Annotated in this window: 14 protein-coding genes and 1 riboswitch; of the genes, 2 read left to right on the top strand and 12 right to left on the bottom strand. The window is 26.9% G+C overall.

The genetic code is table 11. The annotated features are described in order from the left end of the window. From M4I33_RS04250 to cobT, 10 genes are all read right to left on the bottom strand, one after another. Positions 1-1,032: an iron ABC transporter permease gene (locus M4I33_RS04250; protein WP_257915643.1), complete on the bottom strand. Its 1,032-nt coding sequence runs from the start codon at positions 1,030-1,032 to the stop codon at positions 1-3. Beyond that, positions 1,019-1,936, bottom strand: coding sequence for an ABC transporter substrate-binding protein (locus M4I33_RS04245; protein WP_257915642.1), 918 nt, complete (start codon positions 1,934-1,936; stop codon positions 1,019-1,021). The genes M4I33_RS04250 and M4I33_RS04245 overlap by 14 nt, the downstream gene beginning before the upstream one ends. 125 nt (positions 1,937-2,061) lie before the next feature. Beyond that, a riboswitch (cobalamin riboswitch) is annotated at positions 2,062-2,239 on the bottom strand. A 53-nt stretch (positions 2,240-2,292) separates the two neighbouring features. Beyond that, positions 2,293-3,351 (bottom strand): threonine-phosphate decarboxylase CobD, encoded by a 1,059-nt coding sequence (gene cobD / locus M4I33_RS04240; RefSeq protein WP_257915641.1) that lies wholly within the window; start codon positions 3,349-3,351, stop codon positions 2,293-2,295. Positions 3,352-3,363: 12 nt separating this feature from the next. Then, positions 3,364-4,311, bottom strand: a complete 948-nt coding sequence (gene cbiB, locus M4I33_RS04235; protein ID WP_257915640.1) for an adenosylcobinamide-phosphate synthase CbiB — start codon at positions 4,309-4,311, stop codon at positions 3,364-3,366. A 2-nt stretch (positions 4,312-4,313) separates the two neighbouring features. Next, positions 4,314-4,907 (bottom strand): histidine phosphatase family protein, encoded by a 594-nt coding sequence (locus tag M4I33_RS04230; protein ID WP_257915639.1) that lies wholly within the window; start codon positions 4,905-4,907, stop codon positions 4,314-4,316. Continuing rightward, complete coding sequence (locus M4I33_RS04225; RefSeq protein WP_257915638.1) at positions 4,904-5,290, bottom strand: bifunctional adenosylcobinamide kinase/adenosylcobinamide-phosphate guanylyltransferase; 387 nt, start codon at positions 5,288-5,290, stop codon at positions 4,904-4,906. Before M4I33_RS04225 ends, M4I33_RS04230 begins: the two co-directional genes overlap by 4 nt. An 11-nt stretch (positions 5,291-5,301) precedes the next feature. Next, positions 5,302-6,060 (bottom strand): adenosylcobinamide-GDP ribazoletransferase, encoded by a 759-nt coding sequence (locus M4I33_RS04220; RefSeq protein WP_257915637.1) that lies wholly within the window; start codon positions 6,058-6,060, stop codon positions 5,302-5,304. After that, complete coding sequence (locus tag M4I33_RS04215; protein WP_257915636.1) at positions 6,053-6,592, bottom strand: bifunctional adenosylcobinamide kinase/adenosylcobinamide-phosphate guanylyltransferase; 540 nt, start codon at positions 6,590-6,592, stop codon at positions 6,053-6,055. Before M4I33_RS04215 ends, M4I33_RS04220 begins: the two co-directional genes overlap by 8 nt. Continuing rightward, positions 6,589-7,119, bottom strand: coding sequence for a cob(I)yrinic acid a,c-diamide adenosyltransferase (locus M4I33_RS04210; protein WP_257915635.1), 531 nt, complete (start codon positions 7,117-7,119; stop codon positions 6,589-6,591). The genes M4I33_RS04215 and M4I33_RS04210 overlap by 4 nt, the downstream gene beginning before the upstream one ends. A 14-nt stretch (positions 7,120-7,133) precedes the next feature. Beyond that, positions 7,134-8,216 carry a nicotinate-nucleotide--dimethylbenzimidazole phosphoribosyltransferase gene (cobT, locus tag M4I33_RS04205; RefSeq protein ID WP_257915634.1) on the bottom strand — a complete coding sequence of 361 codons (1,083 nt, stop codon included), beginning with the start codon at positions 8,214-8,216 and terminating at the stop codon, positions 7,134-7,136. Between the two features lie 63 nt (positions 8,217-8,279). Between cobT and M4I33_RS04200 the strand changes: the two genes are divergently transcribed. Beyond that, positions 8,280-9,089 (top strand): choline/ethanolamine kinase family protein, encoded by an 810-nt coding sequence (locus tag M4I33_RS04200; RefSeq protein WP_257915633.1) that lies wholly within the window; start codon positions 8,280-8,282, stop codon positions 9,087-9,089. Between the two features lie 42 nt (positions 9,090-9,131). Here M4I33_RS04200 and M4I33_RS04195 read toward each other — a convergent pair whose 3' ends face one another. After that, a complete protein-coding gene (locus M4I33_RS04195; protein ID WP_257915632.1) occupies positions 9,132-9,695 on the bottom strand; it encodes a carbonic anhydrase in 564 nt (187 codons plus the stop codon). Positions 9,696-9,842: 147 nt separating this feature from the next. On the opposite strand from M4I33_RS04195, the gene M4I33_RS04190 reads away from it, so the two are divergent. Further along, positions 9,843-10,568, top strand: coding sequence for a LytTR family DNA-binding domain-containing protein (locus M4I33_RS04190; RefSeq protein WP_257915631.1), 726 nt, complete (start codon positions 9,843-9,845; stop codon positions 10,566-10,568). Between the two features lie 13 nt (positions 10,569-10,581). Here M4I33_RS04190 and M4I33_RS04185 read toward each other — a convergent pair whose 3' ends face one another. Further along, positions 10,582-12,291 (bottom strand): GHKL domain-containing protein, encoded by a 1,710-nt coding sequence (locus M4I33_RS04185; protein WP_257915630.1) that lies wholly within the window; start codon positions 12,289-12,291, stop codon positions 10,582-10,584. Positions 12,292-12,546 lie beyond the last annotated feature (255 nt).

The raw sequence follows: 12,546 nt of genomic DNA, 5'->3' as shown, positions 1-12,546 counted from the left end.
TTATCCCCTCTTTTTCCCAAAGTATAGGTATGCAAAAAATGGTGCACCAACAATTGCAGTTATAGCACCTACTGGTAATTCTGATGGTGTTATTATAGTTCTTGCTACTAAGTCTGTTAATACCATAAGAGAACCTCCAAACACTATTGACATAGGTATAACTATTTTGTGATTTGAACCAAATATCTTTCTTACTATATGAGGCGTAATTAAATCTATAAATCCAATCACTCCACTTAAAGCTACAGCACTTCCAGTTAAAATCGCTACCGCTACAAGTAATGTCTTTTTAACCTTTTTAGTTTCTACTCCAACTGTCATAGCATGATTTTCACCAAAGCTTAATATATCCATCTCTCTAGTATATCTTATTACAAGGATTACTCCTATTATAAAAAATGGAAGTCCTGCAAAAACATAAGACCAACTCTTCATAGAGAATGATCCCATCTGCCACATAGTTATAGCTTTAATATCCTCACTACAAAGTGCTGTAACTGTAGTTAAGACTGCACTTGCAAAAAGAGATAAAACCATTCCTGAAAGTATTACTGTATTATTAGATAAGCCTCTATCTACTTTACTTGAAAATATTATTACTAAAAATACAGTTAAAACTCCAAACAAAAACCCTATAAAAGGAAGTGCTAAATTCCCTACAAAAGGTATAGTTATTCCTAAAACTATATATATTCCAACACCTAAAGATGCACCAGATGATACTCCTAAAGTATAAGGTGATGCTAAAGGATTTTTTAAGATAGATTGTATTACCGCACCAGATACTGCAAGTGATGCGCCTACCCCGAAAGCTAAAAGCACCCTAGGTAGCCTTAAAAGCCAAATTATCGCAATATCTTTAGATTCAATCCCCGCCCTAAGAGGTATATTAAATAGCTTATTCGCTATTATTGAAACTGTATCTAATAAATCAATATTGGAACTTCCAAGAGAAGTTCCAATACAGATAATCAGTAAGCTTAGGATTACTCCTAAGCTTATCTTAATTTTTATTTTTTTAGATGTTTGCATATTCTTTTGGATAAATATCCTTTGCAATTTGTTTTAATGCACTTATTACGTTTTGACTTGGACGTGAAGTTGCATTTTTATCTACTAAGAATACCTCTTTATTTTTAACTGCGTTTATAGTATTAAATCCTGGGCGTTTTTCTATTTGTTTTGTAGCATCTTTTATGTAATCTTCGTTTGTTAAGATTACATCTGGATTTTTCTTTATTACTGATTCTTCACTAGGTGAGATCCAACCTTTTTGGTCTTTAAATATATTTTCTGCTCCTATTGTAGTTAATAATTCATTTAAGAATGTATCACTACCGAAACTATAAAGTTTTTCACCTGAACCTATTTCAAAGTATACAGTTTTCTTATCTTTAATCTTTTCACCTATAGCTTTGATTTTATCAACCTCGCCTTTTAAGTTACTTACCATTTCAGTTCCTTTTTCTTCAGTTCCAGTAAGCTTCCCTAAGAAATTTATATCATCATAGATTCCGTTTATGCTTTCTGCTGTAGGTAGGTATACAACTGGGATACCTGCATCTTTTAAAGCCTTAAATGGATCTTCTTTTCCTTCTCTATTATGACCTGATGCAATAATAACATCTGGTTTAAGGGCAATTATAGCTTCAGCGTCTGGGTTTCTAAAGTCTATTTTAGTTACATCACTTTTTAACCCTTTTATATCAGCTGAATATTTATCTACTCCTACAATTTTATCACCTAATCCAAGACCTACTAAAATTTCAGTATTAGAAGGTGCTGTAGATACTATTCTCTCAATCTTTTTAGGTACTTTAAACTCTGTACCTTCCATATCTTTCATAGTAACAGTTTTACCTGCGCAGCCTGTAAAAATAGCTAACGAAAATATCGTTAAAACTACTACTGACAATAACTTTTTAAAATTTCTCATCACTTTTCCTCCATTATAATTTTGAGGCGTTAATTTTAGGGATTAAAAAAAACACACCGCGTGAAGGTATGCTTATATAAAAAAATCCTATTAGCACTATAACCCCACCCTCAGAAGGTTATAGTAAGTCGTATAAATAATTTGGCAGGTATCCCGACTTAGCTTCACCCTTAGCCTAGCCTTCCCATAATTTAATATAGTGACTATAATTTAGGCCTCGTCCACATCACGGTTACTGGGGTAGTTAGAGATTTACACTCTATTCCCTTTTAAGTAATATACACCAATTATTATTTTTATCAGAATGATTATATTATTTAATTATCCAATTGTCAATTATTTATCATTTGAGATTATTAATTTACAATTTCTTGAAGAGATTTTATTAATTTAATATTTTCTTCTCTAGTTCTAACTGCAACTCTATAATAACTCATATCTAGTCCTATATAGTTTTCGCAACTCCTTATTAAAATTCCATATTTTAAAAGTTCTTCTTTTAAATCTATATTTTTAAAGGTCTTAAAAAATATGAAATTCGCATAACCTTTAAATACCTTTAAATCTTTAAATAAGCTTAAATTATTAAATAAAAACTTATTTTCTTCTTCTACAAACGAAATAGTATTTTTAATATATAAACTTTCTTTTAAAGCTGCAATTCCAGCTTTATTTGCTATAGTGTTTACGCTCCAAGATATAGTGTTTTTATTTATTTTTTCTAAGTATTCTTTACTTTTAGTTAATCCGTATCCAAGCCTTATTCCAGGAAAGGCAAAAATCTTAGTTAAAGACTTAACTATAATTAAGTTATCATAATGTTTTAAACTATTAATTAAAGTAAATTCCTTAGAATTTCTAACAAACTCTAAAAAAGATTCATCAATTACAACTGTAACATCTTTTCTTTTTGAAGCCTTTAATATTTCTTCAATCATATCTCTTTTACATAAAGCCCCTGTTGGATTATTTGGATTACAAATAAAGATTATATCTGTTTCTTTATTAATCATATCTAAAATCCCTAAATCCAAATTACACTTATCTTTTAATATATAATAATCTATATTGCAATCTACTGAGTTTAAAGCTTCTCTATATTCTGAAAAACTTGGCCCGTAAAGCAGTGCCCTTTTAGGCTTTAAGCCTCTTACTATATTAAATATAACTTCCGCTGCACCATTTCCTAAAAATATATTATTCTTTTCTATATTTTCAAATTCACTTATGCTATTTATTAAATCTAAATAAGTGATATCTGGGTAATGAACCACGTCTTCTATAGCATTTATCATAGCTTCCTTAACAGTTTTTGAAAGCCCTAAAGGGTTTATATTTGCTGAAAAGTCTACTAAATCTTTAATTTTGTAATTTCTCTTTATTTCATCAATATTTCCACCATGACTATTTTTCATATGAATTTACCTCTATAAAAAAATATGTATTACAAAGAAAATAATTATAGCTAAAACTACCCCTAAAAAAGTAACTAAATCTAAAATTTTATTTGTCTTTATAACATCACTTTTTTCTATTTCTTTTAATTTATCCCCTATAGTATCTTTTTTAACTAATTTCCCAAAGTAATAGTTACTTCCCCCAAGCATTACAGAAAGCGCTCCACTAACTGCCGCTTCTGGGTGTGCACTATTTGGACTTGAGTGATTATATCTATCTCTTTTATATATTTTATAACTTTCTTTATATTTATATCTTAATAAAAAAGAAGCTATAATAATTAAATAACTTGTTATCCTAGCTGGAATATAATTAAATATGTCATCAACCTTAGCTGAAGAAAATCCAAAATCTATGTATTTTTCATTCTTGTAGCCAAACATAGAATCACAAGTATTAACAGCCTTATATAAAAAAGCTAAAGGAGCTCCCCCGATTCCTGCATAAAATAAAGGTGCTATTATTCCATCTGACATATTTTCTGAAGCGGTCTCAATTACTGCCCTATAAATTTCGCTTTCGTTTAATTTATCTGTGTCTCTTCCAACTATATATGATAATTTTTTTCTAGCTTCAATTATATTTCCATTTTCTAATTCCTTTATAACCTTTAATCCTTCAACCTTTAAACATTTAGCTGATATTGTAAAATATATTAATATTCCAGATACTATTATCCCTAGATAAGTATTAATATAACTTGTACCTTTAGTTATAAATAAAACTACAAAAAACGTTATAAATATTACAGACAGATTAGTTAAAATACCACTTAATTTAAGATTTTTAGAAATTCTCTTTCTAAAAAATCCTTCTAAAGATTTAGAGAGGTTTCCAATAAATCTTATAGGATGATAAGGGTTATTTGGATCTCCTATTATTAAATCTAAAATATATCCTATTATAATCTCTATCATTTTTAAAACCTTTCTAGTATATTTAATTTTAGTTTTCCTTTTTCTTTTAAAACTTCAAGGGTGTAGCCTTCTATGCAGTTTGGATGATAATCATAAAAACTTTTATTTTCTTCATTAAAACTTTCTAAAAGACTTGCTATAGTTCCCCCATGACAAAGTACTAAAGCCTCTTTTTCATCATTTTTTTCTAAAGAATCTATTAAAGAAATTAAAGCTTTTTCTATTCTAGTTTTAAATTCTTTTCTTGATTCTCCCTTTGGAACTTTAAATTCTAAACTCTCATCTAAAATCCAATTTAAATATTCTTTATTATCTTTTAATTCTTCATAGGATTTTAATTCGAAATCTCCAAAGTCATATTCCTTAAAGCCTTCTAAAACTTCAAAATCTTTATTTTTATAGATAAGTTTAAAAGTTTCATTAGTTCTTTTAAGTCCCGTTGTATAGTTGTTTTTACAATCTGGAAAGTTAAATTCTTTAATCTTTTCTTTTATTTCTTTTATTCCTTTATCGCTTAATTCTATATCAGATTTCCCGCAATAAAGTTTTTTTTCATTACAAAAAGTTTTTCCGTGCCTTATAAGATAAAGTATCATTTTAAGTCACCTTTTAATTTACTTTCTATTCCAAAAAACACCCTATAAACTTCTTTGCTTTCTTTTGAAAAAGTCTTTAAAATCTCTCCTAAATCTTCTCTTAATCTTCTCTCTAAAATTTCAATTGGAACTATTCCTGAATTTAAATCATCTGAAATAATTATCTTCCCTTTGAATTTATCAAGATTTTTTAAAACATATTCTTTAGGGTCTTTAGAATCTTTTATAATGTTAAAAACAAATTCGTGAAAGTTATTTATAACCTTTTTATCAAAATCTATTTTATTTGAATCACAGTTAAAAACTTCTGAATCTTTAATTTTGTATTTGTTTTTAACAAGTTCTAATTTCCCGTTGTATGCACCACCAAAATATAATTTCATATACTTTCCTCCTAAATAACTCCTAAAACTAAAAAGCATATAGCTTCTGATAATACAAGAGTAAATCCTGCAACATCTCCATTTACTCCGCCAAACTCTTTATTGCACTTTCTAATACTTAAAATTCCAACTAATCCAAGTACTATAAGTGAAATAAAATATTTAATATTTAAAAATACTAAAGAAATTAAAAGAACTAAAATATAAATAGATATTAAAATATATTTTTCATAAGGCTTCGTTCCCTTTTTAAATAAATCACCAAAGTAGCTTTTAGATATTTGATCTCTAGAAAGTATTGTATACCCGCCAAAAGATCTTGAAGCTATCGGAATAAGTATTAAAATTCTAGGGTCAAATCCATTTTCTAAAAGTGAAGATATAGAAGATGTTTCTACTAAAAAAAGAATTACTAAAGCTATAACTGAAAAAGCACCTACTTTAGAATCTTTAAGTATCCTTACCTTTTCTTCTTTATCCCTGCTTGATAAAAGTGCATCAGATACATCCATAAATCCATCTAAATGAATAAAACCTGTAATTAAAAGTGGACTTAGCATAGTTAATGAACTTAAAAGTATATTATTTATATTAAATAGTATAAGAATTCTAAAAGATACATACCAAAACATTCCAACTATAAGACCTATAAGAGGATACAGCCTCATAATATATCTTGCAGATTTCTCATCCCAAACATACTTTGGTAGAGGTATTTTTGTAAACATACTTAAAGTCATATTAAGTCCTTTGTATAAATCGTTAAACATCTAAAAGCCCCTCCCCTTTGTGAAATGTTATATTCCCAAAGTTAACTTCAATAACTACATCTGCTAAAGAAGCTAAAGTGCAATTAATACTACCTAGTTCTTTTCTAAATTTTTCTGTTAATTCATCGTATACTTTACTATCTGAAAATACAAAATCAGAAACTAAGATAAGATTCTTTAAACTTTTAGAAAGGCTCTTTATTTCGCTATTAATCTTATCTTTAACATCTAGATTAAAGCTCTTTTCTTTAAACATCTCGTTAGTTACTAAAGAAGTAACACTATCTAAAAGCATAGTATCAGAAGAGTTTATATCTTTAATGCTTTTAATATCACTTTTAATTTCTATAGTTTTAAAGTTATACTTTTCCCTATTTGAAATATGTTTTTCTATTCTTTTTAAGTCTTCTAAATCTTTAGGATTCATAGTTGCAAGATAATATAGCGTTCCCTCTTCTTTTAAGTTATAACTTATATTTTCAGCTAAACTAGACTTTCCACTCTTTGACCCTCCTATAACTAGGACAATCATATTTCTATTCCTTTTCTTGAAGGAATTCCTTTTTTAAAGGGATGTTTAATAGCTTTTATTTCAGATACATAATCAGCTATATTTACTAGTTCCTCTTTAGGGTCTCTTCCTGTCATTACAACTTCAAGTCCTTTTGGTTTGTTTTTTAGAAAATCTAAAACTAAATCTAAAGGAACAAAATCTAAATTAACAGTTCCGATTAGTTCATCTAAAATAAGTAAATCATAATTTTCTAAAACTGCCTTTTTAGTTATCTCTTTAAATCTTTTAGTATGTTCTACTTTAGCGTTTGCCTTTTCTTCCTCTGTCATATTCCAAGAAAACTTATTTACAGGAACACCTGGAACAAAATGATAATACTCTTTAAGTTTTTCGATTGACTTAAGCTCCCCAGTTTTATTACTCTTTAAAAATTGAGTTAATAAAACCTTTAGGTTGTTTCCTGAAGCTCTCATCCCAAGCCCCATAGCTGCTGTAGTTTTACCTTTACCGTCTCCACAGTAAATATGAATTAAACCAACTTCCATATAGTTTTACCTCCTTATACTTTATAACATTCTTCACTTCTAACTTCTTCTATGTAACTATCATCTATATCACCTTCACTAAATGTAGCCATATTCTTCATCATAGAATTTGCAAAATCAATTACTGAAAAAGCAATAGGACATCCGCTACCTTCACCAAGTCTCATATTTAAATTTAAAAATGGTTTTAAATTTAATTCTTCCATAGCTAAGTTATACCCTATCTCTTCTGATTTATGAGACGGAAATAAATACCCCTTTACAAGTGGATTTAATCTTGATGCGCAAAGTGCAGCTACTACTGATATAAATCCATCTATAACTACAGGTATTTTATAATACGAAGATCCTATAAAAACTCCTATCATCCCTGCAATATCGTATCCTCCGACTTTAGAGACTATATCTATAATATCTTCTCTATTAACATTATGTTTAAGTATAACTTCTTCTACTATAGCTTTTTTCTTAATAAAAGAATCACTAGTTATTCCGCCACCTTTTCCAACTATCTTTTCTGTTTCGATGTTTAAAAGAGCTTTTAAAACTGCAGATGATGTTGTAGTATTTCCTATTCCCATTTCACCTACACCTAAGATGTTATATCCTTCATCTTTAGCTTCTTTAACTGTTTCTATTCCTATAAGAATTGCGAGCTTACATTCTTCATACGTCATAGCAGGCTCTTTATAGATATTTTTTGTTCCTTTTCTGATCTTTCTATCTATAACTCCTTCTATTTTTTCATCACTATTAATCCCTATATCTACTACTTTAAGGCTTGTCTTATTTGCTTTTGCAATTGAACAAACCCCAGTCTTTCCTTTAATGAAGTTTTTAGTTTGAGCTAAAGTTACGTACTGTGGTGCAGATGCAACCCCCTCTTCAACTACTCCATTATCAGCTGACATAATGATAATGCACTTTTTATCAGTTTCATTTATTATTTTTGAAGTTATTCCAGAAATTCTTACAGAAATGCTTTCAAGTTCTCCAAGGCTACCTAAAGGTTTTGCTAAAGAATCAACTCTAAGTTTTGCTTTTTCCATAGCATCTTTATCTAAAGGAGTAATTCCTTCTATAAACTTTTTTATCATATCGTCTTCTCCCCTCCTTTCTTTTTTGATATAATAACTTAACAAAATTTAAAGGAGAAAATAATGTTAAACCTTTTTAAAAATCACAAATTAAAACAACTTGGCGGTTTAAATAATAAAAACTATTTAATAGATTATTATAATAATTTTTATGTATTAAGGCTTCCAAACAAAGATAATTCTAATGATTTTTTAAGTGAACATAGTATTCTTTCCTTAGTAAATTCTAAGAAGCTATCACCACATATTATATATCACAATAAAGAAAATGGTATACTTCTTACTAAATATTTAGATAACTCGGCAGTAAATATTAATACATTAACTACTAGAAAGTTTTTAAAATCTTTATCTATATCTCTAAAAAAACTACATAATCTTGAGGTTTCAAGCTATTTTGACCCTTTTAAAGATATAGAAGATAATTTTAAATTTTTAAAGAAAAATAATTTTAAGTTTAATCACGATATTGATACTTTTATAGAAAAGATGAATTTCTTAAAAGTAAATTTAACTAAAAATATTTCTTTAGGCTTATGTCATAACGACTTAAATATTTCTAATGTACTTTTTAAAAATTCAGAAGTTAAATTTATTGATTTTGAATTTTCAGGAATGAATGATATATTTTTTGACCTAGCTACTATTTCTTGGTTTTTAAGTGAACATTTAAGAAATTATTTGATATTTGAATATTTTGGATATACAGATAAGGAAAAGATGAAAAAATTAAATGATTATTTATTTATAGTAAAACTTTGGAACGCATCTTGGAGCCTTAAAAAATCTCTAACTTCAAATTCTGATTACGATTATGTCTTAGGTGCAAATATGATCTTAGACGATATCAAAAATTATAAAATTTCTAAATAAAAAACTTCCGCTTATTTAAGAAGCCTTAAATAAGCGGAAGTTTTATTTATATCCATTGATTACTATATCTAATTTTCCTGTTTTAGGATCCATAACTAACCCGTGAATATTTATATTATCTTTTGGCATAAGAGGATGATTTTTTATAGAGTTTACACTATCTTTTACTGACTCTTCTACAGAATCAAATCCGTGAAGCCATTTTTTTATATCTATTCCAGCGGACTCTAAAACTTCTAAGTTTTCTTTTTTAATTCCCCTATCTAGCATTTTATCTATCACTTTTGAAGTATCTAAATTACACATCCCACACCCGCTGTGACCTACTACTAATATTTCACTAGCATCAAATTCAAAAACTGCAATTAATATACTTCTCATTATACTTCCAAAGGGATGCATAACTGTAGCCCCTGCATTTTTAATTATTTTTGCATCACCATTTTTTATATTCATTGCCTTTGGAAGAAGCTGCGTTAATCTTGTATCCATACAAGATAAAATAACTAGCTTTTTCTTTGGAACTTTAGAAGTTTCATACTCTTTATAATCTTCGTTTTTTATAAATTTTTTATTAAATTCAATAATCTTATCTAATTTTCTCATTAACCCACATCCTTTAATTCTATTATAACTTTTATGATAAATAACTTCCTTTTCTTCGTCAAATTTTTATATAAGCTCCTTACCTGTTTATATTAATTTTTTTCTATATTATAATATATTTAATTAAACTTTTTGGAGGAATTTAAAATGATTAAAATTGCAATATGTGATGATGACTTACATCAATTGAGAGAGACTTACGATATCGTGCACAATATTGTAAATGATTTAAACGTCAAATCACTTATATCTAGTTATTCTTCTAGTTATGAACTGCTTGATATAATTACAAATAAAGAAGAGATTTTTGATATCATTTTTTTAGATATAATTATGAGTTCTTTAAACGGAATAGAACTTGCTAAAGCTATTAGAAAGTTTGATAAAGATGTAAAAATAATTTTTACAACTAACAGTAAAGATTATCTTTTAGATGGTTATGAAGTTAATCCTTCTAATTATCTTCTAAAGCCACTTTCTTTAATCAAAGTAAAAAAAGAATTACTAAAGTGTATAAATGATATAAATAAAAAAAAGGAGGATTACATAGTTATTAAATCAGGTTCTATTATATCTAAGTTTAATATTTATGATATTGTTTATTTTGAATCTAAATTAAGGCAAATTATTTTAACTAAAGCAAATGGAGAAACCTTTAGTTTTTATGATAAATTAAATGAAATAGAAGAAATTTTATCTACTAAATCATTTGTAAGATGTCATAAGAGTTACCTTGTAAATATGCATTATATAGACTCTATTAATGGCACTAACATAATTACAACTAAAAATCTTGAAATTCCTATTAGTAGATTTTATTTGAAATCAACTAAAGATTCATTTTTAGATTATTTCTCTAAAAAAGTAAAATGAGATTAAGCAAAATTTATTGCTTAATCTCATTTTTTAATAGTGCCGTTACTTTAAACCATTCATCACTAAATTCAAATTTAATGTTACCATCATATTTTTCTACGCTCTTTTTAACACTTTCTATTCCAAGTCCGTGAATAGCCCCATCTGTTTTAGAAGATACAAATTTCCCCTTTGACTTTACTATATCGTTAGTTTTACTATTTAAAACCTCTATATATAAGTATTTATTCATTACCATACTTTTAACGTTTATATACTTTTCTTTATTTTTTTCATTTAAATTTGCCTCAATAGCATTATCTAAAAGATTTTTAAATATTACACAAAGATCAAAATTATTAATATTTAATGTTTTCGGAACCTTTATATCTAAAATTAAATTTATATCTTTATCGCTACAAATTTTTTGTTTGTTAGCTAATATTGCATCTAATATACTATGCCTAGTAATTGACTTACTTCTGTTTGAATCTATAGTATTAGACATAGATGCTAAATACTTTTTACATTCATCATACTCTCCTTTTTCTATTAATGTATTAAGTAAGTTTGTATGATGCTTCATATCATGCCAAAGCCTTCTTACTTCTTCTTGATACTTTATTATATTGTTGTAATGCTCGTATTGATAGTTAAGTTGATTGCTTAATATATCAATATTTGAAGAAAGCATTTCATTTCTAATTCTTTTATTTCTGTTTGCAATCCCGATTATAATAATTACTAAAATTGAGATTATAATAATTATTGTAACTATATATGTTAAATTCTTGGATTCTAATTCTAATATTTTGTTGTTGTATTTAGTGTTTTGTAATTCTATATCACCTAACGATCCTATAAGGTATTGAGTTCCTTTTAAACTTGATACCTTTCTAATACATTCTCTATATTCATTTATCCAAGATATCATCTCATCCTTTTTCCCTGTTAATCTGCATAATTCTAAAATCTTTTCTAGGTCTAGTAATTGACCTCTATAATCCATAGTCTTGCTTAAATAAGTATATTCTTCTTCCCTAATTTTTAAAGCTTTTTCATAATCCCCTTTAGCTTCTTCTAAATCTCCAATTATTCTATATTTGTAGCTTAATTCGTTTTTATTTAAAGAATTATCTAAATAAGAGTTTAAAATCTTTTCAGCAGCTTTTGGATTGCCTGTATTTATGTATGCTTCTGCAAGGTACATATCATTTAAAAAATAAAGGATTTCTATTTTGTTTCTTTTATCCATCTTACTTTTTAAATCTAATGAAAGTTCTATAACTTTTTTATAATCTTTTTCATAAAGATTATATTTTATTTTACTATTTATAGTATCAAAATAATTAGAAAGACTATATTCTTTTTCTAATTTTTCCGCTTCTTCAAAGTTCTTTTTAGCTAAATCACTTAACCCTAAATCACCTTCTATACTAGCTTGAAGGTATTTAGTTGAAGTTAATAGTTCTAATACATAATTACTTTTATTTTTTGAATACAGTTCACCTGCAAGTTCATTAGCTTTATATATATTTACATAGGATTTATTATAATCATATGTCTGACTATACATAAAAGCTATATAAAAGTAATAATATGAAAGATGAACATACATTTTTTCTTTTACTAAAATTCTTTCTGTTTCATCTGAAACCCTTTTTATTTCATCAAAATCTGGAAAAACTAAGTTGTATACTATATAAGCTACGTAATAACTTCCCTTTTCACGGTCACACATACTATTATCTTTTATTTTTTTTAATAATTCATTTTTGATTCCTTTTTTATCGGTACCATACTCCTGTGCTAAACTTAAAACAATTCCTCTATACTCATCAGTATCGAAAAATTTAGAGTTTTTAAAAGGAACTGTAATTATAAGTGCAATTAAAGAGATACAACTAATAAAAATGCAAATTCTCTTCAGTTTTTTTCCCCACCTTTTATCCTTTTTAAATATAACTTAACATCTTTTTAAGCTTTTTTCTATTAA

Source organism: Clostridium sp. LY3-2, assembly GCF_024705715.1.
GTDB lineage: Bacteria > Bacillota > Clostridia > Clostridiales > Clostridiaceae > Clostridium.
The sequence above is the reverse complement of the archived record's forward strand: the minus strand, read 5'-3'. Positions and strand labels throughout refer to the sequence as shown.

Coding starts and splice junctions, on each gene's coding strand:
- M4I33_RS04250 (WP_257915643.1), bottom strand. CDS start 1,032: ATGCAAACATCTAAAAAAATAAAAATTAAGATAAGCTTAGGAGTAATC.
- M4I33_RS04215 (WP_257915636.1), bottom strand. CDS start 6,592: ATGATTGTCCTAGTTATAGGAGGGTCAAAGAGTGGAAAGTCTAGTTTA.
- M4I33_RS04185 (WP_257915630.1), bottom strand. CDS start 12,291: ATGTGTGACCGTGAAAAGGGAAGTTATTACGTAGCTTATATAGTATAC.
- M4I33_RS04190 (WP_257915631.1), top strand. CDS start 9,843: ATGATTAAAATTGCAATATGTGATGATGACTTACATCAATTGAGAGAG.
- M4I33_RS04225 (WP_257915638.1), bottom strand. CDS start 5,290: ATGAAATTATATTTTGGTGGTGCATACAACGGGAAATTAGAACTTGTT.
- M4I33_RS04195 (WP_257915632.1), bottom strand. CDS start 9,695: ATGAGAAAATTAGATAAGATTATTGAATTTAATAAAAAATTTATAAAA.
- M4I33_RS04245 (WP_257915642.1), bottom strand. CDS start 1,936: ATGAGAAATTTTAAAAAGTTATTGTCAGTAGTAGTTTTAACGATATTT.
- M4I33_RS04200 (WP_257915633.1), top strand. CDS start 8,280: ATGTTAAACCTTTTTAAAAATCACAAATTAAAACAACTTGGCGGTTTA.
- cobD (WP_257915641.1), bottom strand. CDS start 3,351: ATGAAAAATAGTCATGGTGGAAATATTGATGAAATAAAGAGAAATTAC.
- cbiB (WP_257915640.1), bottom strand. CDS start 4,311: ATGATAGAGATTATAATAGGATATATTTTAGATTTAATAATAGGAGAT.
- M4I33_RS04210 (WP_257915635.1), bottom strand. CDS start 7,119: ATGGAAGTTGGTTTAATTCATATTTACTGTGGAGACGGTAAAGGTAAA.
- cobT (WP_257915634.1), bottom strand. CDS start 8,216: ATGATAAAAAAGTTTATAGAAGGAATTACTCCTTTAGATAAAGATGCT.
- M4I33_RS04230 (WP_257915639.1), bottom strand. CDS start 4,907: ATGATACTTTATCTTATAAGGCACGGAAAAACTTTTTGTAATGAAAAA.
- M4I33_RS04220 (WP_257915637.1), bottom strand. CDS start 6,060: ATGTTTAACGATTTATACAAAGGACTTAATATGACTTTAAGTATGTTT.